Consider the following 26,535-nt stretch of genomic DNA (forward strand, 5'->3'; position numbering starts at 1 on the left):
ACTAGAGCGGGATTAAGCCGCCGGAACAAGCTCTAGAATATCGAGGTTGGATTCGACCTGCGGCCAAGGCGTCACGACACGCCAGCGACGCTCGCCGATCCGCTCCAGCGTAGCAACCACATCGCGATCCTCGCGCTGCCCGTATTTGGGCGCGCGGGCTTCATTGGCTAGTGCCATGGCCCCCAGAAGCACCATGTGGGTTTCGCTTTCAGGATAGAAGACGCCGCGCACCCGCTGCGAGCCCGTCAGCTTGGTCAGGGTCAGCCCTTCGTCGGTGCGCGTGATCCGGCAGGCGAACCAGCCGTAAACGACATAGCCAAGGTCCTCGTCGTCGCCGGTATTGCCCAGTTTCACCGTGCGGCAACGATAGCGCCCCTCTGGAATCACCGGATCGTTCAGCGTGGCCTGAGGGTCGATCAATGCGCCCAGAGCCTCCAAATCGCCGCTGCCGCCCAGACGGCGCGCCTGTTCTAGAGCCACGGTCCATGCTGCCTCGCGTCGCTGATAGCGGTCACGGTCGGCCGGAGTGATCACGCCGCGCCAGTCAGCCAGCATTGTGACGTTGGGGGGTGGAGGCGCAGGCGGCGCAGGCGGTTCTTCGTCGAGAGCAGGCGATCTGGACAGTCCCGTGGCGCAAGCCGACAGCATTCCTGCTGCCGTCAGCACGGCAACGCCGCGCCAGCCTTGTCGTAAAAGGGCACCTAGTAATCGCAAGCCTATACTCCCTCGGCGAGACAGGGTCTCGCGGCCTATTCGAAAGCCTGAGCCGCACCACGTCAACCCAACGCGTTCAATCAACCGTCTTTAGGGACATTTGCGCCGGCCAGGCGGAGGTTTGTGGTCATTGGCGGCCAAACTGCACGGTAAGGCCACGGCGCGCTCGATACACATGTCCGGCGGAAACAGTATTTCCACCACCACGCCTTCGTCCGGATGGCAGGCTACGATCATTGTGCCCCCCATAGTATCCACTTCCACCGCCAGATGCCGGAGGATCTGGAAACGGCTGGAACCGTCCCACCACAGGATCTGCTGGGGGCTCTGTCCGCTGCTATCCGAGACGCAGACCCGCAGACCATGACGATCGCGATAGAGGTGGCAAACAACAGCGCCCTTATTGGCTGTGGCCTCGATTGCCGAACGCAAAAGTTCGCTGATCACCGCCGTGAGAGCGACCTCATCCACGTCCAGCAAAGGCATGGGCAGGGTATGGGGGCGTAGAACATCGACGTGATGGAAGAAGGCATAGTCTGCGACATGCCAAGCGGCTGCCTTCAGGCACAGCGCAGGATCGGCCAACCGATCCGGCTCATTCAGCAGATGCCCGGGCGCAGGCCCTCGCACCAGCGTGGAGAGCTTCGCCAGGTGTCCGAGCAGATCGGTCAGGTGATGGGTAAAGCCGGGGGTAGCCATGACATCGTCTCTGAAATCCACGACCGTCATCGCTGTTGAAACAGAAGTTTCAGTTACCAACCGACCACGCAAAACCCCGCGGTAGTCACTTACCGCGGGGTTCGCATGGTTCTGGTCTGACTGAAGATCAGTCTTCGCTGCTGGCCGCTTCCGGTTTGCGGCGCGGGGCGCGGCGGCGCGGAGCCGGAGCGTCCTCGGCACTCTCTTCGATCGCAACCGGACGGGTCACAAAGCCCGGCAGGGAGGCCGCGTCACGCGACAGTGCGTCGGCATCGCCGGAGGCTTCTGCCGGTGCTTCGTTGCGTGGACGGCGGCTGCGCGACGGGCGCGGTGCGGGCGCATCCTCGTTACGGACATTCTCCTGAGCCGGAGCGTCGGTGCCCGATGCCTCAACCGGTGCGGGGGCGTCGCCCTCGGCGGTTGCGTTATCTTCGCCGTTGTTTTCCTGGGCTTCGCCGTTGTCGTAGCGGCGGCCGCGTTCGTCACGGCGACGCTCCCAGCGTTCGCGACGGCTTTCACGACGGCTACCATCGCGGTTTTCGCCTTCGGCTTCGGTCTCGCCACGTTCCGCACGCTCGGCACGTTCGCGTTCGCGCTGGGCTTCGCGTTCGGCGCGTTCGGCCTGACGGCGGGCTTCTTCTTCGGCGCGACGCTCTTCGGCCTGCTGGGCGGCGATGATGGCAGCGGCCTGTGCGCCGGATTCATCTTCGAAGTCGATGTCGAATCCTTGGCCAGCCTGTTCGCGCTGGGCGATCTCGCTTACCGAGCGCAGCGGCTGAAGCGCGCGCAGGACGCGGAAATAGTGCTCGGCGTGTTGGGTGTAGTTTTCGGCCAGAACGCGGTCACCAGCGGCAGACGCATCCCGCGCCAGCTGCATATAGCGTTCATAGACCGTCTGGGCGTTACCCCGGACCTTGATGTTCTCGGGCCCTTGCGAGTCCCACGAACGGTTCGGGTTTGTTGCATTGGCGTTGTTGCCACCGCTCGGCTTGCGATTGCGGCCGCGCTGACGCTTCATGCCCTTGAAATCTCTCATCGAGGATACCGTGCTGGTGCGGGTGACTGCCTTCGGCGGCAGCCGGAGCCCAAATCTTTGTTCCGCGCTTAGGGGCCAATCCCCATCGCGTTTTGTTCGGAAAAGCGTATGTCGCCCTGTGGTCCGCCGCGCCTCGGTGGCCCGACCATCACATTCCCAGCCACACATACGCAGGACGTCTTGGGGTCCGGCTCTGTTGTGTTTGAGTGGGAGACAGCAAGGACTTAGCGCGTCAATGCGGTCTTTGCCAAGCCCATTATTGAAAGGGGGCAGCAAACCCTTCGGTCAACTGCCCCTCAATTCGTCTATCAAGCGCGCCGTTTAGGCCGCGTCAGGGCGCGGCGTGGTGCGCGGATCGGGGCCATTGGTGACCACGCGGTCACGGTCTCCCAGATCCTTGACAACCTTTACTTCGCTAAAGCCGGCCGCTTCGAACAGCGCCTTGACCTGTTCGCCCTGATCCCAGCCGATTTCGACAGCGAAGATGCCGTTCGGGCGCAGGACACGCTTAATCTCGGGGGCCAGATCGCGGTACGGATCAAGGCCGTCCTCGCCGCCGTCAAGTGCGATATGCGGGTCGTGGTCACGCACTTCGGGGTCCAGCGTTGCGATATGGGCGGTCGGGATATAGGGCGGGTTGGACACCACCAGATCGAAGCTGTCGTCGGCAAAGCCTGTGGCCCATTCCGTGCGCAGGAAGGTGCAGCGGTTGTTGAGGTCCAGATTGGCGGCGTTCTCGCGGGCCACGGCGATAGCTTCGCTCGAAATGTCGGTGCCGACACCGCGAGCGCCCGCGCGTTCGGCCAGCGTCGCCAGCAGAATAGCGCCCGAGCCCGTGCCCAGATCAGCCATTTCAAAGCTTTGGTTGGCATCGAAGGCCAAGGTCACGATGTCGAGGATGACTTCGGTATCGGGGCGCGGGCTAAGCACGTCTGGGGTGACGTTCAGCATGATCTTCCAGAAACCCTTCTTGCCAAGGATTTTGGAAACCGGCTCGCGGCGCAGACGACGGTCCAGCAGGCTTTCCATCTGGGCGCTCTGCTCGGGGGTGACCGCGCGGTACGGATCGTTCAGGATGTCCACACGACCAGCGCCCGTCGCCGCTTCCAACAGGATGCGGGCGTCGATGGAGGGGCTGTCGATACCTGCAGCCTTGAGGCGCGCCTGAGCGTCCTTCCAGGTTGTCAGAAGGGTGGCACCGGTGGTCGAGTTGGAGGAGGTCGAGTTCATGCGGATTGATTGGGGGCTCTTGCCCAAGATTTCAAGGCGGAACAGGTCCGGCGCAGGATCGTTCTGAACCGCCATGGGTCGAAAAAAATCATCCGCCAAGCCCGTCGCGGCTTTGGCAAGTGTGTTCGGGGCGCTTTCTCGCGCAGCTGCTGCATCGGGTCGGCACAGTCGGGCCGCCAGTGTTCTGAAGTATGTGGGCGCAGCGGGCGGCGGCTTGATGGCCGGTGCGACGGCCGCCCACCTGCTCTACACCCAAGGCCACAGGGTCGGCATTGATCTGAGGCAGTACCGCCCCGCCGAAGTGGACGAGACCAATACGCCGGAAAGCTATGACCGCGCCGAACCGGGGCGGGGTCGACTGGCTACAAGCCCCCTGAAAATCCCCTTCAAAGGCTGGATCGACATCCTGTGGCGGACGGCTATGGGCTTCTTCGGGGACCGTGTGTCTTTCGTAGCGGGTGGCATCACCTTCTTCATGCTGCTGGCACTGTTTCCCGCGATCGGTGCTTTCGTCACCATCTACGGTCTGTTCGCCAATCCGTCGGATGCTTGGGGGCGGCTGGATTTTATCTATGAGATGCTGCCCGGCAATGTCGCAGGCTTCCTCGGAAACGAGATGTCGCGTCTGGCCAGCAACTCGACCGGTACCCTGACCTTCACCCTGATCTGGACGCTTTTGCTGTCGCTCTGGGCGGCAAATGGCGGGGTGAAGACACTGTTTTACGGTTTGAACCTCGCCTATCACGAGGTCGAGAAGCGCAGCATCGTCAAATACAACCTGCTGTGCATGGGCTGCACGATCTCCGCGCTTCTGGCGGTGATGCTGACGTCTCTTCTGGTGGTCGGTGTGCCGGTCGTGATCGCGATCTTCGGCCTGCAAGAGGAATGGGCCTATCTGTCGCCTCTGCGCTGGCCCGTGCTGTTTGTGGTGTTCGTGGGCTTCCTCAACCTGATCTACCGCATCGGTCCCAGCCGCACCTCGCCGCGCTGGCGCTGGTTGACGCCGGGGGCGACGGTGGCTGCCGTGCTCAGTCTGGCGGTTTCCTTGCTGTTCAGCTGGTTCCTGACGAACTTTGTGCGCACGGACTCCTACGGCCCTCTTTCGGCAGCCATGGGTTTCCTGTTGTGGACGTGGATTTCGCTGCAGGTCGTGCTGATGGGGGCGCGCCTAAATGCCGAGATCGAGCACCAGACGGCCATAGACACCACCGTCGGCAAGCCCAAGCCGCTGGGCGAGCGCGGGGCCGTTATGGCCGACAGCGTCGGGGCACGCCGCGGCAATCCGGCCGCGCTGGCTTTCACCCTCAAATACGCCGAGAGCCTTGGCGAGAAAATGGTCCGTCGTCGCCGCAAGTCGCCCCGCGTTTGAGGCGAACCTGCTAGGGCTTAGCCGAACTCGGCCTCGAGGTCGGCGAGGCGGGCGGCCTGGTCTTCGGCGATGAGGGCGTTCAGCATCGGGTCGAGGTCGCCCTCGAGGATTTGCGGCAGGCTGTGCAGGGTCAGGCCGATACGGTGGTCGGTTACGCGCCCTTGCGGGAAGTTATAGGTGCGGATGCGCTCTGAGCGGTCGCCCGAGCCAACCTGCGACTTGCGGGCGTCCGAGCGGGCGTTGTCCTTGGCCTGACGCTGCATGTCGTAAAGACGGATGCGAAGGTTTTTCATCGCCTTGTCGCGGTTCACGTGCTGCGACTTTTCCGACGAGGTGACGACGATGCCGGTCGGCAAGTGGGTGATGCGCACCGCAGAGTCAGTCTTGTTGACGTGCTGGCCACCGGCACCGGACGAACGATAGGTGTCGATCCGGATGTCCTTGTCGTGGATTTCGATCTCCACGTCCTCGACTTCTGGAAGGACGGCAACAGTGGCGGCGGAGGTGTGGATGCGGCCACCGGCCTCTGTGGTTGGCACGCGCTGGACACGGTGCACGCCGGATTCAAACTTCAGACGCCCGAACACGCCATCGCCCGTTACCGTGGCGATGATTTCCTTATAGCCGCCCGCCTCGCCTTCTGTGGCGCTGTCGATTTCGACACGCCAGCCGACACTGGAGGCATAGCGCGAATACATGCGGAACAGGTCGCCGGCGAAGAGGGCCGCTTCGTCGCCCCCCGTACCGGCACGCACTTCCAGAACGGCCGAGGCTTTTTCATCGGCATCGCGCGGGGCCAGCAACAGAGCGACTTCGCGTTCCAGTTCCGGCAGGCGATCTTTGAGCGCCTCCATCTCCTCGGCGACCATTTCTGCCATGTCCGGATCGGACGCCATCGCTTCCAGATCGACCATCTCCTGACGCGCCTTGGCCAGACCGGTTACCGCGTCGGCGACCGGCTTGAGTTCGGCGTGTTCTTTGGACAGGCGTACGATCTCGGCACCGTCCGTGGCGGCACCCATGCGGGCCTCCACCTCGTGGAAACGGTCAAGAACCTGATCAAGTCGAGCCTGTGGCAGTCGCAAGGAAATACTCCGGTGTTGGGCGCGGTCTGAATACGCTGTAGCCGGTCAAAAAGTCCATGGCGCGGCCGATCACGCAGCCGATGGACAGATTGTGATGAGGCGTAACAAGAGCGTCAGACGTGTTGCGATAGGCGCGCCAACGCTTAGCTGTAGCTGTGTCTGTTGCGCGTCCTCTCCCCCTCCGGGCTCGCGCAGACCGCCGCATGACAGGGGATGGCAGACTATGAACAAGCAACTTCTGGAGCCCGATATCGGGACCGGTTACGGAATCGACGACGATGCTTCGCGGCTGATTGCGCAGTACGACGCGCGTCTCGCGAAGGCCGGAGACGCCGGTCTTGCGCCGGAAGCGGACGCTGAACTGCGCGCTCTGGCCCGTATTTTCGATTTGTCGGCAGAGGGACCTGCCGCCCAACTGTGGCCCCGTATTCGCTCGCTGTTGACCAAGCAAATCCCTGCCTCGACCGCACAGGAAGACGTGATGACCCAAGAGCCGATGACCGTACTGGTGGTTGAAGACGATGCCGATGCCGCCACTGCTCTGACCGAGGCGCTGGACGATGCCGGGCATCGCGTGATCGGGCCATTCCACAATGCCGAAGCGGCCGAAGCGGCTACCGCGCTTCACCAGATTGATCTGGCCCTGCTGGATATCAATCTGTCGGGCGAGAAAACGGGTGTCGATCTGGCCAAGAGCCTCAAGGCGCATTGGGGTGTGCCGATTATCTTCGTTTCGGGCGACGTGGCACAGGCTGCCCGACATTCCGATATCGCCGCAGCCATGATCATCAAACCTTATTCCGCCAATGACGTTCTGGGTGCCATCAGCCGGATCGAAAAGGCGCGCTAGGGCTTTAGGTCTGGGCCGCAACGGTCGGCTGGTCGGAGGCTAACGCTTGGAAACCTTTATGCTGTTCCTGCTGGTCGGGATTTTGGCGCAGGCCGTCGATGGGGCGCTGGGCATGGCCTATGGCGTGATATCGTCGTCGGTGCTGCTGGCATTCGGTGTCCCGCCCGCCACGGCCTCGGCCAGTGTGCATGCCGCCGAGGTGTTCACCACCGCCGCCTCGGCGACCAGCCATGTCGCGCACAAGAACATCGAATGGCGGCTGTTCCTGCCGCTAACGATTGCGGGTGTGATCGGCGGGGTGCTGGGGGCCTATGTGCTGTCGGGCATCCAAGGCGACATCATCAAGCCGTTCGTGGTCCTGTATCTCGCCGCTATTGGCATCTGGATTTTGTGGAAGGCAGGTCATGGTGTGAAGCCGCGCCGTCTTCCGCGCTGGGTCACCGCGCCCTTTGGTCTGGTGGGCGGTTTTCTAGACGCCATCGGCGGAGGTGGCTGGGGGCCGACGGTGACGTCGTCCATGATCGGCTCGGGCCAGGATCCCCGTCGCGCGATCGGTACCGTCAACACCGCCGAGTTCTTCCTGACCGTCGCCGTCTCGGCCACCTTTGTCTGGGCACTGGTCACCGGACACTGGGAAGAGGCCGGTGCCTTGGAAAACCACGCGGCGGCTGTGGGGGGTCTGGTTGTCGGCGGGTTGATCGCTGCCCCGTTTGCAGGGCTGATCGTCAAGCGGGTTCCGCGCAAGCTGCTGACCTATGCGGTCGGCATCTTGCTGATTGGGCTTGCGATCTTTCAGGGCGTGAACCTGATCCGGAGCTAAAAAAAAGGGAGCCGGTGGCTCCCCTTTCTTATGCATCTGAGGATGCGACCTACTTTGGATAGGTTGCGACGAAACTAGGACGCTGTTCGATAGCCTCGCTGAAGGCCACGAGGTTCGGGTGCCCCGTCTTCCAGTCATAGTCGGGATGGCGGAAACCGATCCACGTCAGTGCGACACCGGCAGTGATGGTACCGATGTCGAACTGGTCGGCCGAAAGCGCTTCGGCTTCCAGAGCATCCAGAGCGCGGCCCATGTTGTTGGTCCAGCGATCAATCCACATGGCCGAGCGCTCGTTCTCGGGGCGCCGCTTTTCCAGCACCAGTTTGACGCCCATTTCCAGCCCCTGGTTGCCGAGCGTCTCAAGACGCTTCACGCGCAGCCATTCAGCCGAACCCGAGGGCGGAAGCAGGTCATCGCCACCGCCCAGACGGTCGAGGTATTCGCAGATGACCGGACTGTCGGTCAGCGGTTGGCCGTCTTCGGCGATCAGGGTCGGGACCTGCACCACCGGATTGGTCGCCAGCAGTTCCGGCGCATTGGCATAGGGGTCAACCACCACCTCTTCGATCCGGTCGGACAGTCCCTTTTCGGTGGCCACGATACGGACCTTGCGGGCAAAGGGCGAAGGGGTGGTGATGTAGAGTTTCATAGGTCCACTCGGGCTGGATTAGCGCTGGGTCGGAGCAACACAGCGGTTGTCACGGAATAGCGCCCATTCCTCGCATTGGCGACCGTCATTGAACACGCATACGCCATATTGACCGCCGTCCGACTGGGTACGAATCTCGGAGCGGCCACCGGCTTCCTTGCAGTGGACCGAGGCGGGATTGGGCATGCCGATCATCTGCGGCTCGTCCTTCTCCTGCGGGGCACAGGCACCCAGCACGAGAAGCGGCAGGGCAACAAGCGGAGCGAGAGAAATGAGGCGCATGGCCGGACTCCTTAGGTCGTGGACAGTTCCGCGGCCTTGCGCGCCGCATCCAGTTCAGCGGCTTTCTCTTCAACCAGTTCCACGATGTGATCGATCATTCCGTCGTTCGCCTGCTTGTGGGCGATCTTGCCGTTCAGATAGACCATGCCCGAGCCTGCACCACCGCCGGTGAAACCGACGTCCGTATAGAGGGCTTCGCCCGGACCGTTCACCACGCAACCGATAACAGACAGCGACATCGGCGTGGCAATATGGGCCAGCTTTTCTTCGAGGATGCTGACGGTCTCGATCACGTTGAAGCCCTGACGGGCACAACTGGGGCAGGCGATGATGTTCACGCCGCGATGGCGCAGGCCCAGCGACTTGAGAATATCGAAGCCGACCTTGATCTCTTCGACCGGATCGGCGGCCAGCGAGACGCGGATCGTGTCACCGATACCGGCCCACAGCATGGAGCCCATGCCGATCGCCGACTTGATGGTGCCGGTGCGCAGTGGCCCTGCCTCGGTCACACCAAGGTGCAGGGGGCAGTCGATGGCCTCGGCCAATTGGTGGTAGGCCGCGACCGTCAGGAAGGGGTCGGACGCCTTTACCGAAATCTTGAACTCGTGGAAGTCGTTATCCTGAAGGATGCGGGCGTGGTTCAGCGCGCTTTCCACCATGGCGTCGGGGCAAGGCTCGCCGTATTTCTCAAGCAGTTCACGCTCGAGCGAGCCGGCGTTCACGCCGATCCGCATCGAGCAGCCATTATCGCGCGCGGCCTTGATGACTTCCTTCACGCGATCAGACGAGCCGATATTGCCGGGGTTGATGCGCAGGCAGGCCGCACCGGCTTCGGCGGCTTCGATACCGCGTTTGTAGTGGAAGTGGATGTCCGCCACGAGCGGCACCTTGGCCGCCTTGGCGATGGTTTTGAAGGCCGCGGTGGATTCCACATCCGGGCACGAGACGCGCACGATATCGGCCCCCGCCTCTTCCAGTTCACGGATCTGGTTGATCGTGGCATTGGCGTCGGAGGTCGGGGTGTTGGTCATCGACTGGACGCTGATAGGGGCGTCACCACCGACAAGCACATTGCCGACGCGGATCTGGCGGCTCTTGCGGCGCTCGATGTGGCGCCACGGGCGGACGTGGGTATGGTCTGACATGTCTGCCGATACATAGGACGAGGCGAGCCCTAAGACTACGCCTCTGATACAAACTTTCCGTGTCAACCTTTGGCCTATTGGACCGCTGGCGGAACCGGAGCGGAGGTGGTGGAGGCAACTGGTGCCGCAGCCTGCGCCGCAAGTGCCGTGCGCGCGCGGGCTTCAGCCTCGGCGGCGGCGGCGGCACGGCTCTCTGCTTGGCGTCCCTGGGCCAGCGCTTGCGCGTTCAGACGCGACAGCGGTGTCTGGTTGTCAGGCAAGGCCTCTGCTAGCTCGCCGTTCAGATAGACCGAGAAGGCCGCCGGATCGGATACGTCGATCGTTGCCTGAACATTCATCGGTGCGCGCCAGCTGTCACCGGCGGCAAGTTGGCGGGCGAACAGGACACGACCATCGCCCTGACGGACGACAAGGGTGGCGGGCTTGGTCGCCTGCAGGGTGGTGATGGAGTTGGTCGCAGGCGCGCCATAAAGCGCTCCGCGGGGATTGAAGGCGGCCTGCACAGGCGGGGCCGGTGCAACGACCGCGGCCGCCGCGTCGGGATCGTCAGTCATCAGCTGATCTTCAAGACCGCGCGTAATGTAGAGCGGCGGAACCGTCTGGTCTGGCGGAGCCGCCTGCGGGCCGCCGAGCACCAGCACTTCATCCTCACCGCTCGGCTCGGTCGCCCAGGCCTTGGGAATGGAGGCGAGATCGGACGGGTGCGGAGGCTCGATGCGCGTCAGGCGTTGGAATATGTTCCACGACACCACCGCCAGCCCCAGTGCGGCCACGACGGCCAAAATAGCGGGCGAGCGGCGACGCATCTCCTGAAAGGCTGCGCCGGTCGGCGCCTGAAGGGTGGCACCCGGTTCGGGGTTCTCGCGCTTGTAGTCTTCGACCGCTTCTAGCTCGTCGAGACCAAGCACCTGCGCATAAATGCGCACATAGCCCATGGTGAAGATGCGCGACGGCAGGCTGGACTGATCGCCCTGCTCGATCGCCTTCAGGAAGCGGGTGTGGACCCGCGTCTTGGTCGACAGATCGGCAAAGGACATCCCCGACGCCAGTCGCGCCGCACGCAGGCGCTCCCCGAGGGGCGAACCCTCTGGCGCACTATCGAACTGGGACGGCGCGGGCCGGTCCTGATCCATCAATCGGGGTATCCATCACGTGGCACAATCAATGTGCCGTCGTCTGTTCGCTTAAACGAGGCGGGCGAAGGGTTCAACGCCGTAAGGCGCTAGACCGCGAGGTTCAGCTTGCGAGCAAGCGTCTCCAGTTCGCCGCGCACACTGCTGGCCGAGGATGCGAGCAGCGGCTCGATTCCGCGACGCGCGGCCTTGAGGTCCGCCGACAGGATCATGCGCTTTACGGGGCCCACACCGCTCGCAGGAGCCGAAAGGCGGTTGAAGCCTAGCGCGATCAGGGCAAATGCCTCCAGCGGCTTGCCGGCCAGTTCGCCACAGATCGACACGGGGGTGTCGTGGTCCGAGCAGCGCTGGCGGATTTCGCGCAGCGCCCTCAGCGCCGGGGGCGACATCGGGTCATAGCGGTCGGCGACGCGCGGATTGGTCCGGTCTGCCGCGAACATGTACTGCATCAGGTCATTGGTGCCGATCGACACAAAGTCCGTCAGCGGCAGCAGGGCATCGAGGTGCCACAGCAGGCTTGGGCATTCGATCATCGCGCCCACGCGGATAGTGCGCGGCAGGTTGCGGCCACGGCGGCGAGCCCATTCGATCTCGCGGTCGACCAGATCGCGCGCGCGGCGGAACTCTTCCACCGCTGCGATCATCGGGAACATGACGCGCAGTTCGCGTCCGGCCGCGGCCGCCAGAAGCGCCCGAAGTTGCATCCGCAGCAGGGCGGGACGGTCCAGACCCAGACGGATGGCGCGGCGGCCCAGAGCAGGGTTTTCCTCCCGATCGGGCTCCAGGTAGGGGAGGATTTTGTCGCCGCCGATATCCAGCGTGCGGAAAGTCACCTGACGTTCGCCCGCCGCATCCAGAACCAGCTTGTACAGGGCGGTCTGCGCGGTCAGGCGCGGCAGTTCGTCGGCCACCATGAACTGGAACTCGGTCCGGAACAGGCCGATGCCCTCGGCACCCGTCATGTCGAGGTTTTCCAGGTCAACCGCCAGACCGGCATTGGTCAGTAGGGTGATACGGGTGCCGTCCATAGTGATGGCAGGGGTGTCGCGAAGCTGATCGAACTCGGCGCGGCGCTGTTCGCGCACTCCCATCCGGCTCTGCACAGCCGTCAGCATATCAGGGCGCGGACGCAGGTAGGCTTCGCCCGTTTCGCCATCGACGATCAGTGGATCGCCTTCGGACAGTCGGTCACGCAGGCCCGACAGGCGCCCTACGCAAGGGATCTGCAGGGCGCGCGCCACAATAGCGGCGTGTCCGGCAGGCGAACCCTCTTCCAGCAACAGGCCTTTCAGCTTGCTGCGCGGATATTCCAGCAGATCGGCAGGGCCGAGGTTACGCGCCACCAGAATGGCGTCGTCGGGCAGCTGGCGGTCATGCGGATCGTCGCCCATCAGGACGCGTAGCAGGCGGTTCGCCAAGTCTTCGAAATCGTGGAGACGCTCGCGGATGTAAGGGTCGCGGGCGCTGGCGAAACGGGCGCGGTGCTCGTTGCGGACACGGTCCACAGCCGCTTCGGCGGTCAGACCCGAACGCACGGCTTCTTCGAGCGAGCGGTTCCAGCCGCGGTCATCCGCGAACATTCGATAGGTTTCCAGCACCTCATAGGGGGTGCCGTTCAGCTTGCCCTGCCCGCCTTCCAGCAGAAGGTCGATGCCCGATTTGAGGTCGGCCAAGCCTTTACGCAGGCGCTGTTCCTCAATGACCGGATCATCGGCAAGCAGCTTGTCCGGCGGGACGGGTGCTTCGTGCAGGACGGCGCGGCCCACCGCGAGGCCTTCGGCGAACTTTTGGCCGGACAGTCTCTCGGGGCGGTGAGGAGCCAGTTCGACGTCGCGCAGTTCGGCTTCGGCCAGAAGGCCGCCGGATGCCACCGTTTCCGACAGCACCATGGCGATGTTCTGGATGTCCTCCAGTTCGTCCTCGTCATAGACGCGGGCGGCGCGGTTCTGGACGACCAGAACCCCGATGGCGCGACCACCGCGAAGCAGCGGAGCGCCGAGGAAGGCATTGAACGGGTCTTCGCCAGTTTCCGGACGATAGGAGAAGCTGGGATGTTCGGGGGCGTTTGACAGACTGACCGGCTGGGCCAGTCGGGCAACCTCGCCCACCAGACCTTCGCCGGGGCGAAGGCGGGTGTTGTGGACGGCCTCTGGGTTCAGACCCTCGGTCGCGAACAGTTCAAGCTCGCCGGAGGCCCGACGCAGATAGATGGAGCAAACCTCGGCGACCATGGAGCGGGCAATAATGCCCACCACCAGATCGAGGCGCTGCTGAGCACTGGCAACCGCAGCGCCGCCTGTACCACCGGCCAGAGCCTCGCGGATCTGGCGCAGGAGGTTGCGAGGCCCCCTTGTCGTCAATCCGCCGCTCTTGGCCATGGCCACTCCTATCGCTCCCCGAACGCCATGATGTCACATGGGTAGGGTGTTTGTCTCTGCCTAGAGGCTCTCCAGCCCATATGCGGTATGAAGGGCGCGCACGGCCAGTTCAGCGTAGGCCGATTCAATGAGAACGCTGATCTTGATTTCCGAGGTCGAGATGGCCTGGAATTTGATGCCCTTGTCCGCAAGCGCGCGGAACATGGTCTGGGCCACACCGGCGTGCGAGCGCATGCCCACGCCGATCACCGACACCTTGGCCACATCGTCATCGACGCGGATTTCCTCAAAGCCGATTTCCGACTTGAGCGAGGTCATCAGTTCGGCTGCGCGGGCGGCATCGCGCCGGCCCGTGGTGAAGGTCAGGTTGACTGCGCCTTCGGTGCGGGCCTGCGACTGGACGATCATGTCGACGTTCACGCTGGCCTCGGCCAGACGGGTGAAGACGTCGGCCGGAGCGTCGGTGCGGTCCGAAAGACCCAGAAGCGTGATCCGGGCTTCGTCCCGGCTCATGGTCACGCCGGAAACGATGCGCTTTTCCACGATTTCATCCTCGTCACAAATCAGTGTGCCGGCATCTTCCGGCAGAATTCCGTTTTCGTCAGGTTCGATAAAGCTGGAGAGCACGCGCACAGGAACCTGATTGTGCATGGCCATTTCGACCGAGCGCGTCTGGAGAACCTTGGCCCCCAGCGACGCCATTTCCAGCATTTCTTCGTAGGACACCTTGGCCAGACGGCGCGCGCGGCTCTCGACACGCGGGTCGGTCGTATAGACGCCGTCCACATCGGTGTAGATGTCGCACGGGCAGTTCAGCGCGGCTGCCACCGCCACCGCAGAGGTGTCCGAGCCGCCGCGGCCCAGCGTGGTGATACGGCCATCGCGGGTCACACCCTGGAAGCCAGGAATGATGGCGATGTCGCCGGCATCCATGCTGGCGGCGAGGGCTTCGCTCGGGATTTCCTCGATGCGGGCGCGGGCATGGGCATCATCGGTGATGATCGGGATTTGCCATCCCATCCAGCTGCGCGCCTTGTGGCCCATATTGCGCAGCGTCAGAGCCAGCAGACCGGCAGTGACCTGTTCGCCCGAGGCGACGACAACATCATACTCGTCGTCCGACATTTGTCCTGCCGGATACAGTCCCGCGGCAGGCGCGCCTGCGCCATCCGTCCATGCGACCAGTTCATTGGTTTTACCGGCCATGGCGGACACCACCACAGCAACCTTTTTACCCTTCGCGGCCTCTGCCGCGACAATACGCGCGGCGCGGCGAATTCGCTCCAGATCGGCCATCGAAGTTCCACCGAACTTCATGACCAGACGGCTATAGTCCGTCTCTGGGATAGCCCCCGTCATACCGGTATCCAATTCTCATGCCCCGTAATCGGGGTCGTGTTGCACTTGCGTCGGGAAGAAAGGCAGTCCATCCCTTGGCTCATGTCCGCTTCTAACGACACCGGCGCCAAGCGCAAACCCCAAACCACGCAGGGTTTTACCGAAAACACGCAGGCCTCCGCGATAGAACGTGCCGAGGGGCCCAGTATCGACCCCGCCGATGTGGCACGTTTTTCCGCTCAGGCGGCAGAATGGTGGGACGCCAAGGGGCCTTTTGCGCCGCTTCACCGCTTTAATCCGGCGCGCCTTAAATTCGTGCGTGACCGCGTGGCGGACCATTACGGGCTGAACCCGAACACCCGCGCGCCCTTCGCCGGCATGACCCTGATCGATATCGGTTGCGGTGGTGGCCTGCTGGCCGAGCCGATGCGCCGCATGGGCTTTGACGTGACGGCGCTGGATGCATCGAGCGAGAATATCGGCACGGCTCGCGCCCACGCCGATCAAGTTGGATTGGACATCAACTATCGCGCCGCGACCGTCGAGCAGATCGTCGCCGAGGGTGCCGGACCGTTCGATGTCGTGCTGACGATGGAAGTGATTGAGCACGTCGCCGATCCGGGCGAGTTCATCCGTACCTGCTCGAAACTGGTCAAACCGGGCGGCATCCTGATTGTTGCTACCCTGAACCGGACGTTGAAGAGTTTGCTGCTGGGCAAGTTCGCGGCGGAGTACGTCCTGCGCTGGGTTCCGGCTGGAACTCACGACTGGCGCCAGTTCCTCGAGCCCGACGAAATCCGCGACATGCTCAAGTCCGAGCCTCTGACAGTCACCGGACCGTTCGGACTGGAATACAACCCTCTGACCGACAAGTGGAAAGAGGGCGACGCCGGCATCAACTATATGATGGTGGCGGTCAGGGAGGGGTAATCCCCTCCCCGTCATGCCATTAGTGCTTGGTTTCGCGCAGCAGCGACAGGTCGTACCCCAGTTCGCGGGCGCGGTTGTAGAGCATCTGGCGCTGTTCCGTCGTGACATTGGCCTGGCGGCTCAGGATCCAGAGGTTGCGGCCCGACGGCTCGCCCACAATCGACCAGCTATAGTCGTCTGCGTGGTCCAGAACCCAGTAATCGCCAACGTAGAACGGGCCGAAGAACGATAGCTTCAGCTTGGTGTTGTTGCTGCCTTCGACAACCTTACCCTTGGCAGTCGCCTCGCGATATTCGCCATCAACGGAGTCCTGACGGCAGGCGTTGGTGACACCAATCTGGCCATCTTCCAGCAGGCGATATTCGGCCGTCACAGCTTCACAGCCTTTCTGATAGCCGAATTCGTAGCGGGCCAGCTCGTACCACTTGCCGAGATAGCGATCGAGATCGACGGCCTTAGCCGGCTCCGGAACGTTGGCGTTACCGGACGGGCCTTGGCGGGCGATGGTGGCGCAGGCCCCCAGAGCCAGAACTCCGGCAAGGGCAGCACCAACGAGAAGAAGTTTGGGGAGGGGGGATTTGTTTTGCATGCAGTCCAAACTTCGCAAAGCTGGACAATGTTCCCTTATGCCAGCTCGCGTTCCATATACCGGGCATCATCGCCATAGCTGGCCAGCTTGGCCGCCATGCCTTCGGGGTTCATGACGCGAAAACCGTTCCGCTCCCAAAAGCCGGATGCGTTGTTTACGGCGACCAAGGACAAACGGTTGTATCCCGCGGCAAGAGATTGTTCTGCCAGTGCCTCTACGACCGGGCGGGTATATCCCCCGCCGCGCAGGTCGGGATGGATTGCCAGATCGTGCAGGTAAATCCCATCAGCCTGATCCGGCAGCGCCTCGATCTGCGTGTTGAGGGCGGGCGCGGCATAGCGTTGCCACGGATAGGCAACGAGATATCCAACCACCTTTCCGTCATCACCTGCCAAGGCGAAACATCCCGACGGATTGAGCGCCAAACGGTTGGCAAAACAGGCAAGGTCCTCGGGGTGATCGGGGAATGACAATTGGGCCACCTCGACCACGCCGTCCAGATCGGCCTCGGTCATGGCCCGCCAGATCGGTTGGGTGGAGGTATCGTGCGGGACGGACATGAAGAGGCTCCTGAAACAATAGCTGAACGCTCTATAGCGGCAAAAGATCGAAGGTGGGTTGGCCGCGCCAAAAACGCCAGCAGCGTTGCCGTAAGGGCGATCACCTGACACTGCGTCGCCTACCTGCAGACGAGGTCGAGCAGGGCCCGAGTATTCCAAGGCAGCCCCCGCAACGTGGCTGAACTGGCCGCTTGCAGCGCCTCGTTTTCACCGATTTTCTGACGCTGTCAGTTGGCCTTTGACGGGTCCGGCACGTCGGGCAACGGCATGCAGGGCACGCCGTCGTCCTTCAGCTTTTTGATGTCGTTAGGAGTGGCCTCGCCATAGATTTCGCGCTGCTCGCTGCGGCCTTCGTGGATGTCGCGGGCCTCGCGGGCGAAGGCATCGCCGACGTATTCGAAGTTTTCCTCGACGTGGCTGCGGACCTCGCGGGCGGCCTGCATCATCATGGTCTGCATAGCCTTCAGCGCATCGGGCTTGAGGCCGTCGCTCTTTTTGGTGCCGGTGACGGCGGGGGCCATGATCTGCTTGCGCACCTGACGCGAGGCGCAGAACGGGCATTCGACAAGGCCGCGGGCGGACTGGTCGTCATAGTCGGAAGACGAGGCGAACCACGCCTCGAAGCCGTGGTCCTGATCACAAACAAGCGCGTAGCGGATCATTGGGGCGAGACAAATGAACGGTCGTGCGTCAGCGCCGGAATGGCCTTGCGGGCGCGGTCCACCGCTGACAGGTCTAGCGTGGCGTGAAGCACTGCGGGGCGGTCATGGTCAAGACGGGCAACGACCTCGCCCCACGGATCGATGACGAGGGAATGGCCCCAGGTCTTGCGGCCATCCTCGTGCTCTCCGCCCTGTGCGGGGGCCAGAACGAAGCTGCCAGTTTCAATGGCGCGGGCGCGCAGGAGGACTTCCCAATGCGACTCGCCCGTCGGGCGGGTGAAGGCGGCGGGAACGGTGATGATCTTGGCCCCGCCGTGCGCCAGTGCGCGGTGCAGATAGGCGAAGCGCACGTCGTAACAGATGGTCAGACCCAGCCCACCCCAAGGGGTATCGGCGACAACAGCTTCGGCACCGGGGCGGATTACAGCGCTTTCGCGCCACCGCTCGCCGGTGTCCAGATCGACGTCAAAGACGTGCATCTTGTCGTAGCGGGCGGTGATGTTGCCGTTCGGGTCGATCAGCAGGCTGCGATTGGCGGCGCGGTCATCATCGTCTGCGCCCGAGCGGACAATGACCGAACCGATCAGGATCCAGACCTTAAGCTCTTCGGCCAGTTTTTGCAGGCCCGCAACGGCGACGTCAGAGCCTTCATCCGTCAGGGCTTCCTCGCGCAGGCCCTTCCTCTGTTCAAGGAAGTTGGTGCCTTCGGGCGTGAGGATCAGTTCGGCCCCTTTCAGGGCCGCCTGACGGATCATGGGCGTAATGTGTTCCAGCCCCTTGGCCGCCGTCGCAGGCGTGGTCGTCTGGATCAGAGCCACTTGGAGGCTGGAACTCATTTTGCGGCCCTTAAATCAGGCAGCCAGCAGCGGGTCGAGACCGCCCTTGGCGTCCAGAGCGTGGATGTCGTCGCAGCCGCCGATGTGCTGGTCGTTGATGAAGATTTGCGGGAAGGTGGCAGCGCCGTTCGAGCGCGCGACCATCTCGGCCTTCTTCTCCGGGTCGTTCGAGGCAACGATCTCGGTATAGGCAGCGCCCTTGCGATCCAGCAGCGACTTGGCGCGGATGCAATAGGGGCAACCCGGCTTGGTATAGATAACGACTTCAGCCACAGGTTTACTCCGTGCAGATAGGGGATGGGGACCGGAAGAACGTCCGGATCACCGGTTTGGTTGTCTATTTAGGGACTTCGCGCGCCCCATGCACCCCCGCAATAACGGCCAAATCCACAGCCAAGGCTCCGGCGTCCAGAAGAGCGCGGGCGCAGACATCTGCTGTGGCCCCGGTCGTCAGCACATCATCGAGCAGAAGAACGCGCTTTCCGACTACGCGTGACGCCTGTCGCGGGCTGACGCTGAAAGCGCCTTTGACGTTGAGGCGGCGTCCGCGAAGCGAGCGTCCTCCTTGTGTCGCCGTGACACGGGTGCGCTTCAGGGTATCGGGCAGATAGACCAAGCCCCTTTGGCGCGCGAGCGGGCGGGCGATTTCGGCGCACTGGTTGAACCGGCGCCGAAGCAGCCGCAGCGGGTGAAGCGGCACAGGAATGATCACATCGCAGTCGCGGATCAGCGGATCAGCGGAACGACTGATCCAGCGGGCGAACAAAGCCGCGTGGGATTGTTCGTCCCCGTGCTTCAGCCCGAGGATCAGGCCGCGAGAATGTTCGTCATAAAGGCAGGCCGCACGGGCTCTGGCAAAAATGTGCGGACGCTGCGTACAGACCAGACACCTCTGGCCCGCCTCCAGTTCGTATTCGAACGGCAGGCCGCAGCCGTCACAGACGGGGTCTTCCAAAAAGGTGATGCGACTGAAGGCTCCGGCGCTGAGACCCATGCCGGACACGCCTGCCACGCCGTCCAGACTGGCGGGCGGCAGCACCAGATCGACCAAAGATCGACCCGCATTGCGCAGCTTAATCCCCCAAAGGCCTTTCCATTCGGCCCGCGAGCCGTCATTTACCCCCGACATGAGCGCCCCCTCTTCCGGTCCCCCGATTATTTTTGACGCCGCCCGACGTTCCCACCGTCTGGCGCGTGCGCAGAGCCTGTTCCCCAAGGCCGATTTCCTGCACCGCAGGGCCGCCGAAGATGCCGCCCATACGCTGTCGGCCATCCTGCGCGAGTTTGGGCGCGGCGTCGATCTGTCTCCGCATGGGGGCCTGTTGGCCGAAGCGCTGGAAGGCACGCCCGCGGAGGCCCGGATCGGCGCGATTGAAACGGTGGGCAGCGTCGAGGAACGTGCCGCACCCGGCGCGCAGCCATTGGGTCTGGACGACCAGTCGGTTGATCTGGTGGTCAATCTGTTCGGCCTGCACTGGGCCAATGATTTGCCCGGCGCACTGGCGCAAATCCGGCGCGCTCTGCGTCCGGACGGCCTGTTCATCGGTAGCCTGTTCGGGGCCGCAACCCTGAAAGAACTGCGTAGCGTCCTGACCGATGCCGAACTTGAGGTACGCGGCGGGGCGCAGGCGCGGGTTTCGCCCTTTGCGGATGGCTTTGACGGTGCAGCGCTGTTGCAGCGTGCAGGCTTTGCGCTTCCGGTATCGGACGTCGATCGCCTGACAGTGCGTTATCGCGATCCGTTCAGCCTGATGCGCGACCTTCGCGCAATGGGCGAGACGAATGTTCTGGCGGGCGAGATCAAACCGCTGAACCGCGCCATTCTGGCCCGCGCGGCCGAGCTCTATGTCGAGCGATATGCCGAGGACGACGGCCGTATTCCTGCGACGTTCGAGATGGTGCATCTGGCCGGATGGGCTCCGGACGACAGCCAGCAAAAACCGGCCAAGCGCGGCTCGGCCAAGATGCGGCTGGCCGACGCGCTCAATGTTCGCGAAGTGACGGGTAAAGAAGGCGGTTAATCGCCTTCGCCACCCTCGCTGCCACCGCTACCGCTGAGGGCTGCGGTGACCTTTTCCATCACATATTGCCACTTGGCCATAACGCCATCGCCGGTGGCCGCCAGTGCCGAGATGACGACCAGTGCGATCAGGCCGGCAATCAGGCCGTATTCGATCGCCGTCGCACCGCCTTCGTCGAGTGCGTAGTCCTTGATTGTCATCATCATTCTGCACCCCTCCGACAGTCGCCTGTCAGATCAAATCTCTAAGCCACGCCACGAGGGGTTCGTCCGCGGGCGGCATTGGATAGTCCAAAAGCTTGCCCGGTTTCACCCACGCCAGAGCACTGTGCTCCTTGGCGACCACGGTGCCCGACCACCTACGGCAAAGGTAGAGTGGCATCAGTAGGTGAAATTTTTCGTAACCGTGACTGGTAAACACGAAGGGAGCGAGACACGCCTCCTTCACGTCGATGCCAAGCTCTTCTTTCAGTTCGCGAATTAGGGCCTGCTCGGGCCGCTCACCGGGTTCGACCTTGCCGCCCGGAAACTCCCACAGGCCCGCCAGCTGTTTGCCTTCGGGGCGCTGGGCGATGAGGATGCGGCCATCCGTATCGATCAGCGCCACCGCGACCACGAGCACGGTGGGGACATTCCCCGAAGCGGCAGTATCGGTCACGAACGATAGTCCCCGTTAATCTCGATGTAGCGCTTGGTCAGATCGCAGGTCCAGACGGTGGCCGACGCACGACCCGAAGCGACGTGGACCGTGATGTCGATCTCGTCGTTCTTCATATAGGCGCTCATCACCTCTTCATTGTAGTCGGCCGCAGGTGCGCCATCGACAGCGGCGGTGTGGGGACCAAAGAAGATGGCGAGGCGGTCGCGGTCCACGGCTTCCTCGGTCTTGCCGACGGCCATGACGATACGGCCCCAGTTGGCGTCTTCACCCGCAATGGCGGTTTTCACCAGCGGGCTGTCGGCGATGGACTTGGCCAGTTTGCGGGCCGAGGCCGGAGAGGCGGCACCTTCGACGGTGACCTTGACGAATTTGGTTGCGCCCTCGCCGTCCTTCACCAGCTGGTGGGCGAGGTCGAGCATGACCTGTTCCAGAGCGCGCGAGAAATCCTTAAGGCGGCGGTCGCCGACGCGGCCGATGCGCGGCGCGCCCGAGGTGCCGGTCGCAAAGATCAGGGCCGTGTCATTGGTCGAGGTATCGCCATCGACCGTAACCGAGTTGAAGGTAGTGCGAACGTGCAGGTTCAGCAGCGCCTTCAGAACCGGAGGTGCGATATCGGCATCCGTCACGATAAAGGCCAGCATGGTCGCCATATCCGGCGCGATCATACCCGAGCCCTTGGCGATGCCCGAGATGCGTACCTTCACGCCCTCGATCTCGCACTCGGCGGTGGAGCCCTTGGGGAAGGTGTCGGTGGTCATGATGCCAGCACCGGCCTTGGCCCAGTTGTCGGCACTCAAGCCCGCTTCGATTTCCGACAGTTTGGCGGTGATCTTGGTATCATCCAGAACCACACCGATCACGCCGGTCGAGGCCAGCATGACGTCGCGCTGGCGGCAGTCGAACTTCTTGGCGGCAGCCGCAGCGGTGGCCTTGGCGGCATCGGCACCGGCCTTGCCCGTGAAGGCATTGGCGCAACCGGCGTTGATCACCATCAGCTTGACGCCTTCGCCACCCTTGTCGGTGTCGAGTTGCTTCTTGCACCAGTCGACTGGAGCCGAACCAACGTTGTGGCGCGTAAACACGCCCGCGCAGTTGGCCCCGTCGGGGAAGTGGAACACCACCAGATCGTCGCGCTCGTGCTTGTAGAAGCCTGCGCGTGCCGTGGCGATTTCCACGCCGTTGATCGGCGGAAGCTCGGGGAACGGCACAGCCAGCGGCGAGATAATTAGACCCGGCTTTCCTGCCGCAGGCGTCGTGGTCTTGGCCGGCTGGGTCGCCCGCTTGATCACCGAGGTCAGCGGATCAAGTGCCTTCTCGATAGCGGATTCGATTTTTTGACCGGTCGAGACGGGCTTAACGGGGGGACGGCTCATGAAGCAGATCCAGACGATGCAGGCTTAGGGGAAGTGGAATTGGCGGGTGTAGAAGCAGTAGCAGCAGGCGGCGTTTGCGGCGCAGAACGCGGCGGGTCAATCTCGAATTCAACCTTGGCCTTGCCGCGAAGCTGCTCCAGCAGTTGTCGGACGCCCTCATAGGTCAGGTATCGGACGATGACGGGGCGGGCCTGCTCCAGTGTTGGCGGGGTTTCGGCGCGGCGGTCCTCGATGCGCAGAACCGCCCAGCGGCCATCAACGGCGACCGGACCAACCAGGGCTCCGGCGGGCTTGTCGGCAATGGCTGCGGCGTAGGCAGCGGGCAGCAGATCGGGTGTGGCATAGCCGAGATCTCCACCCAGGGCGCGCGAGGTCTCGTCGATGGAACGCTGGGCGGCGACGGCCTCAAAGGCTGTCCCCTGCCCCAGAAGCGCAACGACGGCATCGGCCTGTTCGCGGGTTTCGCTGAGGATCAGGCGCAGGCGGACTTCGTCGGACTGTTTGGCGCGGCGCTGTTGCTCCGCATACAGGCGCGCAACAGCCTGTTCGGACACGGCCTTGTTCACCACCGTCTCGACCAGCATATCGCCCAGAATGCGCTGGCGCACGGCTTCGAGACGGCGTTGGGCCGCCGGACTATTGTCCAGTCCACGACGTTCGGCTTCGCTGGCCAGAAGGCTCTGGTCGATGACCTCGTCGAGCACACGGCGGAAAAGCTCGGACGAAACATCCAAGGGCTCGCCTTCGCTGATCAGGCCTTGCGCTACCGCTTCGCGGCGAACATCCGAGGCCCAGATTTCATGTTTTTCGACACGGGCAACAACCCGATCGCCCGCGTCGGGATGGGCTGTATCGGGATTGTCCCCACACGCCGCCAGCACCAGACCCATGCCCAGTACAATCCCGGCCGCCGTGATGCGGGCGCGGCTCAACGATCTGGAAGTCTTGGACAATATCACGAAGGACGGGTGCGAATTAGGCATCGGGCACTCCCGTATCGGGGTGGACAACAGCCGCAGAGGCTGCGGGCGACGACAGCCTGTGCGCGTGCAGCAAACACTGCTCGCGTTGACAGGCCCTAGGTGGGTGCTTAAGTCCAGCCTTCGCCCAAGTCGAGGGGTTTCCGATTGGATGGGTGAGCCTTTGGTCGCGTGCCGTGAGTGCGCAGGTCCGGGTTCCACCAGTCACTACCCCCGATTAGGCGTGAGCTATCATTTCTCTGAGCCTTAAAACGCTCGCCCGTTTCGGATCGCCCATGCTCGGCTTTGCCAAGAAATTCTTCGGTTCCTCCAATGACCGCAAGGTCAAGACCTTCATGGCCGAGGTGCAGAAAATCAATGCACTAGAGCCTAAGTTCGAGGCACTGTCCGACGACGAACTGCGCATGATGACGCAGACGTTCCGTGACCGGATCGAAGGCGGCGAGAAGCTGGACAAACTCCTGCCGGAAGCCTTCGCCGTTGCCCGCGAAGCCTCCAAGCGCGTTCTGGGCCAGCGCCAGTATGACGTGCAGCTGACCGGCGGTATGATCCTGCATGAAGGCGGTATTGCCGAAATGCGTACCGGCGAGGGCAAGACCCTTGTGGCTGTGGCACCGGTTTACCTGAATGCGCTTCTGGGCAAGGGCGTCCACGTCGTGACCGTGAACGACTATCTGGCCCGCCGCGACGCCGAGACGATGGGCAAGGTCTATCGCTTCCTCGGTCTCGAAGTCGGCGTGATCGTCAATGGCTTGAGCCAGGGCCAGCGCCAGATGGCCTACAATGCCGACATCACCTACGGCACCAACAACGAATTCGGCTTTGACTATCTGCGCGACAACCTCGTGTACGACCGTCGCGAGATGGTGCAGCGTCCGCACCACTTCGCCATCGTCGACGAAGTTGACTCGATCCTGATCGACGAAGCCCGTACCCCGCTGATCATCTCGGGCCCGACCGAAGACCGTTCGGACTTCTACAAGATCGTCGACGTTCTGGTGAAGGAACTGGTCAAGGACACGGAAACCTTCGACCTCGACGAGAAGCAGCGTCAGGCGCTTCTGACCGAGCTGGGCTCGGAGCGCATCGAAGACATGCTGCGTGAAGCCGGTCACCTCGTGGACGGTACCGAGGACCTGTACGATCCGCTGAACGTCTCGCTCGTTCACCACGTGAACCAGGCCCTGCGCGCCAACACCCTGTATCAGCGCGACAAGGACTACATCATCAAGGACGACGAGGTTGTCCTGATCGATGAATACACCGGTCGTATGATGACCGGCCGCCGTCTGTCCGAAGGCCTGCACCAGGCGCTGGAAGCCAAGGAAGACGTCAAGATCCAGCCCGAGAACCAGACGCTGGCCTCGGTGACGATCCAGAACTATTTCCGCCTCTACGAAAAGCTGTCGGGTATGACCGGTACGGCTTCGACCGAGGCACAGGAGTTCATGGACATCTACAAGATGGACGTCCTTGAAGTTCCGACCAACCGTCCGATCCAGCGTAAGGATTACGACGACGAGGTATACCGCACGTTCAAGGAAAAGAACGTCGCCATCGTCAAGCAGATCGCCGAGTGCCACGTAAAGGGTCAGCCGATCCTCGTCGGCACCGTGTCGATCGAAAAGTCCGAAGAGCTGTCGGAACTGCTCAAGACCTACGAGTACAAGGTCGAGCTGAGCCGCGAGCTGAAGCCTGAATACAAGGGACGCGAGAAGGAAGCCCAGAAGGTCGGTGATGAGGCCTACAACATCACCTACAAGACCGGTCGCGGCATCCCGCACAACGTCCTGAACGCACGCCAGCACGAACAGGAAGCCTTCATCGTTGCCGAAGCCGGTCTGCCGGGTGCTGTAACGATCGCCACCAACATGGCCGGTCGCGGTACCGACATCCAGCTGGGCGGCAACATCGAAATGCGCATGCAGCGCTGGCTGCAGGAACAGCGCAACATGGCCGCTGTGGTCACGCCGGAACAGACGGCGGCCAAGGAAGCCGAGATCAAGGCCGAAATCGCCGTCGCCAAGGAAAAGGCTCTGGCCGCTGGCGGTCTGTTTGTTCTGGGTACCGAGCGTCACGAAAGCCGCCGTATCGATAACCAGCTGCGCGGTCGTACCGGTCGTCAGGGTGACCCGGGTACCTCGAAATTCTACCTGTCGTGCGAAGACGACCTGCTGCGTATCTTCGCCGGTGACCGTCTGGACGCCATCATGAAGTCGTTCGGCGTGGCCGAGGGCGAGGCTATCAGCCACCCGTGGCTGAACCGCGCCGTCGAGACCGCGCAGAAGCGCGTCGAAGCCCGCAACTACGACATGCGCAAGAACGTGCTGAAGTACGACGACGTCGTGAACGACCAGCGCAAGGCCGTGTTCGAGCAGCGTCAGGAATTCATGGATTCCAACGACCTGTCCGAACTGGTCGCCGACTTCCGTCAGGACGTCATCAGCGATCTGGTCGAGCGCTACATGCCGCCCAAGGCCTATGCCGAGCAGTGGGACATTGAAGGTCTGGACGAGAAGGTGAAATACACCCTCGGCCTCGACCTGCCGCTGCGTGAGTGGGCCGCCGAAGAAGGCGTGTCGAACGAAGAGTTCGAAGAGCGCCTGAACGCCGCTGCCAACGCCCACGCCGCAGAGCGCGAAGAGATGATCGGTGTCGAACAGACCCGCAATCTCGAGAAGCAGTTCATGCTGCAAATGATCGACATGCAGTGGCGCGAGCACCTTGTGCACCTCGACCATCTGCGCGGCGTCATCGGCCTGCGTGGCTATGGCCAGCGTGACCCGCTGAACGAATACAAGACCGAGGCTTTCAACCTGTTTGAGAACCTGCTGCACGACCTGCGTCACAACGTGACCCGCTGGTTGATGACGGTCGAGTTCCGCTTCCAGCCGCCGCCGGAAATGGAAATGCCGGAGTTCCAGGAAATCCACCTCGCACCGGGAACGGGCGAGAACCAGATGGCCGATCCGGCCGCGCAGAACCCTGAAGGTATGCTGCAGGGTGATGACCGCTCCAAGCTGCCGGTCGAGGCTCTGCCGGAAGGTTGGGAACGCACCAACCGTAACGGCGACTGCCCGTGCGGATCGGGCCGCAAGTTCAAACACTGCCACGGTAGTTTGGTTTGAGCAGGGCGGGCTTTTGGCCCGCCGCCGCTAAGCTCGCCCTCGCGCAGGCTCTCGGCTTGAGCGGC

The 26,535-nt window shown here is 63.0% G+C and carries 27 protein-coding genes; 6 read left to right on the forward strand and 21 right to left on the reverse strand.

Annotated features, from left to right (window positions below):
• Window positions 1-12: 12 nt before the first annotated feature.
• The 4 genes from LOX95_RS00720 to prmC all read right to left on the reverse strand — a co-directional run bounded on the left by LOX95_RS00720 (window position 13) and on the right by prmC (window position 3,679).
• Entirely contained in the window at window positions 13-714 is a 702-nt protein-coding gene (locus LOX95_RS00720) for a DUF4893 domain-containing protein (RefSeq protein ID WP_242912372.1), read from the reverse strand.
• 90 nt (window positions 715-804) lie between these two features.
• Window positions 805-1,413, reverse strand: coding sequence for an ATP-binding protein (locus LOX95_RS00725; RefSeq protein WP_242912373.1), 609 nt, complete (start codon window positions 1,411-1,413; stop codon window positions 805-807).
• Between the two features lie 127 nt (window positions 1,414-1,540).
• Window positions 1,541-2,431 carry a DUF4167 domain-containing protein gene (locus LOX95_RS00730; RefSeq protein WP_242912374.1) on the reverse strand — a complete coding sequence of 297 codons (891 nt, stop codon included), beginning with the start codon at window positions 2,429-2,431 and terminating at the stop codon, window positions 1,541-1,543.
• Window positions 2,432-2,770: 339 nt separating this feature from the next.
• A complete protein-coding gene (gene prmC / locus LOX95_RS00735) occupies window positions 2,771-3,679 on the reverse strand; it encodes a peptide chain release factor N(5)-glutamine methyltransferase (protein ID WP_242913086.1) in 909 nt (302 codons plus the stop codon).
• Window positions 3,680-3,752: 73 nt separating this feature from the next.
• Between prmC and LOX95_RS00740 the strand changes: the two genes are divergently transcribed.
• Window positions 3,753-5,048 (forward strand): YihY/virulence factor BrkB family protein, encoded by a 1,296-nt coding sequence (locus tag LOX95_RS00740; protein ID WP_242912375.1) that lies wholly within the window; start codon window positions 3,753-3,755, stop codon window positions 5,046-5,048.
• A 17-nt stretch (window positions 5,049-5,065) separates the two neighbouring features.
• Here LOX95_RS00740 and prfA read toward each other — a convergent pair whose 3' ends face one another.
• The gene (gene prfA / locus LOX95_RS00745; RefSeq protein WP_242912376.1) at window positions 5,066-6,133 is read right to left on the reverse strand and encodes a peptide chain release factor 1; all 1,068 of its coding nucleotides are present in this window, start codon (window positions 6,131-6,133) and stop codon (window positions 5,066-5,068) included.
• Between the two features lie 223 nt (window positions 6,134-6,356).
• On the opposite strand from prfA, the gene LOX95_RS00750 reads away from it, so the two are divergent.
• The gene (locus tag LOX95_RS00750) at window positions 6,357-6,983 is read left to right on the forward strand and encodes a response regulator (protein ID WP_242912377.1); all 627 of its coding nucleotides are present in this window, start codon (window positions 6,357-6,359) and stop codon (window positions 6,981-6,983) included.
• Window positions 6,984-7,029: 46 nt separating this feature from the next.
• The gene (locus LOX95_RS00755; protein WP_242912378.1) at window positions 7,030-7,803 is read left to right on the forward strand and encodes a sulfite exporter TauE/SafE family protein; all 774 of its coding nucleotides are present in this window, start codon (window positions 7,030-7,032) and stop codon (window positions 7,801-7,803) included.
• 49 nt (window positions 7,804-7,852) lie between these two features.
• Here LOX95_RS00755 and LOX95_RS00760 read toward each other — a convergent pair whose 3' ends face one another.
• From LOX95_RS00760 to LOX95_RS00785, 6 genes are all read right to left on the reverse strand, one after another.
• Window positions 7,853-8,452 carry a glutathione S-transferase family protein gene (locus LOX95_RS00760; protein ID WP_242912379.1) on the reverse strand — a complete coding sequence of 200 codons (600 nt, stop codon included), beginning with the start codon at window positions 8,450-8,452 and terminating at the stop codon, window positions 7,853-7,855.
• A gap of 18 nt (window positions 8,453-8,470) precedes the next feature.
• The gene (locus LOX95_RS00765) at window positions 8,471-8,734 is read right to left on the reverse strand and encodes a putative hemolysin (protein ID WP_242912380.1); all 264 of its coding nucleotides are present in this window, start codon (window positions 8,732-8,734) and stop codon (window positions 8,471-8,473) included.
• Window positions 8,735-8,745: 11 nt separating this feature from the next.
• A complete protein-coding gene (gene ispG / locus LOX95_RS00770; protein WP_242912381.1) occupies window positions 8,746-9,882 on the reverse strand; it encodes a flavodoxin-dependent (E)-4-hydroxy-3-methylbut-2-enyl-diphosphate synthase in 1,137 nt (378 codons plus the stop codon).
• A 74-nt stretch (window positions 9,883-9,956) separates the two neighbouring features.
• Window positions 9,957-11,015 carry a helix-turn-helix domain-containing protein gene (locus tag LOX95_RS00775; protein WP_242912382.1) on the reverse strand — a complete coding sequence of 353 codons (1,059 nt, stop codon included), beginning with the start codon at window positions 11,013-11,015 and terminating at the stop codon, window positions 9,957-9,959.
• An 89-nt stretch (window positions 11,016-11,104) separates the two neighbouring features.
• The gene (gene ptsP / locus LOX95_RS00780) at window positions 11,105-13,393 is read right to left on the reverse strand and encodes a phosphoenolpyruvate--protein phosphotransferase (protein WP_242912383.1); all 2,289 of its coding nucleotides are present in this window, start codon (window positions 13,391-13,393) and stop codon (window positions 11,105-11,107) included.
• Between the two features lie 60 nt (window positions 13,394-13,453).
• On the reverse strand, window positions 13,454-14,752 hold the full coding sequence (locus tag LOX95_RS00785; RefSeq protein WP_242912384.1) for an aspartate kinase: 1,299 nt from the start codon (window positions 14,750-14,752) through the stop codon (window positions 13,454-13,456).
• A gap of 81 nt (window positions 14,753-14,833) precedes the next feature.
• On the opposite strand from LOX95_RS00785, the gene ubiG reads away from it, so the two are divergent.
• Window positions 14,834-15,661 carry a bifunctional 2-polyprenyl-6-hydroxyphenol methylase/3-demethylubiquinol 3-O-methyltransferase UbiG gene (ubiG, locus tag LOX95_RS00790; RefSeq protein WP_242912385.1) on the forward strand — a complete coding sequence of 276 codons (828 nt, stop codon included), beginning with the start codon at window positions 14,834-14,836 and terminating at the stop codon, window positions 15,659-15,661.
• Between the two features lie 19 nt (window positions 15,662-15,680).
• On the opposite strand, the gene LOX95_RS00795 is transcribed toward ubiG, so the two are convergent.
• The 6 genes from LOX95_RS00795 to LOX95_RS00820 all read right to left on the reverse strand — a co-directional run bounded on the left by LOX95_RS00795 (window position 15,681) and on the right by LOX95_RS00820 (window position 19,437).
• Entirely contained in the window at window positions 15,681-16,250 is a 570-nt protein-coding gene (locus LOX95_RS00795) for a lipocalin family protein (protein ID WP_242912386.1), read from the reverse strand.
• 35 nt (window positions 16,251-16,285) lie between these two features.
• A complete protein-coding gene (locus tag LOX95_RS00800; protein WP_242912387.1) occupies window positions 16,286-16,810 on the reverse strand; it encodes a GNAT family N-acetyltransferase in 525 nt (174 codons plus the stop codon).
• Window positions 16,811-17,037: 227 nt separating this feature from the next.
• Complete coding sequence (locus LOX95_RS00805; protein ID WP_242912388.1) at window positions 17,038-17,472, reverse strand: DUF1178 family protein; 435 nt, start codon at window positions 17,470-17,472, stop codon at window positions 17,038-17,040.
• A complete protein-coding gene (locus LOX95_RS00810) occupies window positions 17,469-18,308 on the reverse strand; it encodes a carbon-nitrogen hydrolase family protein (protein ID WP_242912389.1) in 840 nt (279 codons plus the stop codon). Before LOX95_RS00810 ends, LOX95_RS00805 begins: the two co-directional genes overlap by 4 nt.
• 15 nt (window positions 18,309-18,323) lie before the next feature.
• Window positions 18,324-18,581 (reverse strand): glutaredoxin 3, encoded by a 258-nt coding sequence (gene grxC / locus LOX95_RS00815; protein ID WP_242912390.1) that lies wholly within the window; start codon window positions 18,579-18,581, stop codon window positions 18,324-18,326.
• 64 nt (window positions 18,582-18,645) lie between these two features.
• Entirely contained in the window at window positions 18,646-19,437 is a 792-nt protein-coding gene (locus LOX95_RS00820; protein ID WP_242912391.1) for a ComF family protein, read from the reverse strand.
• Here LOX95_RS00820 and LOX95_RS00825 point away from each other — a divergent pair.
• Window positions 19,436-20,329, forward strand: a complete 894-nt coding sequence (locus LOX95_RS00825; RefSeq protein WP_242912392.1) for a methyltransferase domain-containing protein — start codon at window positions 19,436-19,438, stop codon at window positions 20,327-20,329. The genes LOX95_RS00820 and LOX95_RS00825 overlap by 2 nt on opposite strands.
• Here LOX95_RS00825 and LOX95_RS00830 read toward each other — a convergent pair.
• Genes LOX95_RS00830 through LOX95_RS00845 form a run of 4 tightly spaced genes read right to left on the reverse strand, consistent with a single transcriptional unit; the run spans window position 20,326 to window position 23,345 of the window.
• Window positions 20,326-20,535 (reverse strand): Flp family type IVb pilin, encoded by a 210-nt coding sequence (locus tag LOX95_RS00830; RefSeq protein WP_242912393.1) that lies wholly within the window; start codon window positions 20,533-20,535, stop codon window positions 20,326-20,328. The genes LOX95_RS00825 and LOX95_RS00830 overlap by 4 nt on opposite strands.
• A 25-nt stretch (window positions 20,536-20,560) precedes the next feature.
• Window positions 20,561-20,986 (reverse strand): (deoxy)nucleoside triphosphate pyrophosphohydrolase, encoded by a 426-nt coding sequence (locus LOX95_RS00835; RefSeq protein ID WP_242912394.1) that lies wholly within the window; start codon window positions 20,984-20,986, stop codon window positions 20,561-20,563.
• Window positions 20,983-22,362, reverse strand: a complete 1,380-nt coding sequence (gene argJ, locus LOX95_RS00840; protein ID WP_242912395.1) for a bifunctional glutamate N-acetyltransferase/amino-acid acetyltransferase ArgJ — start codon at window positions 22,360-22,362, stop codon at window positions 20,983-20,985. Before argJ ends, LOX95_RS00835 begins: the two co-directional genes overlap by 4 nt.
• Complete coding sequence (locus LOX95_RS00845; RefSeq protein WP_345791427.1) at window positions 22,359-23,345, reverse strand: peptidylprolyl isomerase; 987 nt, start codon at window positions 23,343-23,345, stop codon at window positions 22,359-22,361. The genes argJ and LOX95_RS00845 overlap by 4 nt, the downstream gene beginning before the upstream one ends.
• A 272-nt stretch (window positions 23,346-23,617) precedes the next feature.
• On the opposite strand from LOX95_RS00845, the gene secA reads away from it, so the two are divergent.
• On the forward strand, window positions 23,618-26,470 hold the full coding sequence (secA, locus tag LOX95_RS00850; protein ID WP_242912396.1) for a preprotein translocase subunit SecA: 2,853 nt from the start codon (window positions 23,618-23,620) through the stop codon (window positions 26,468-26,470).
• The last annotated feature ends 65 nt before the right edge of the window (window positions 26,471-26,535 follow it).

Origin of the sequence: Brevundimonas pishanensis, assembly GCF_022750635.1 — a bacterium.
Taxonomy (GTDB): Bacteria; Pseudomonadota; Alphaproteobacteria; order Caulobacterales; family Caulobacteraceae; genus Brevundimonas; species Brevundimonas pishanensis.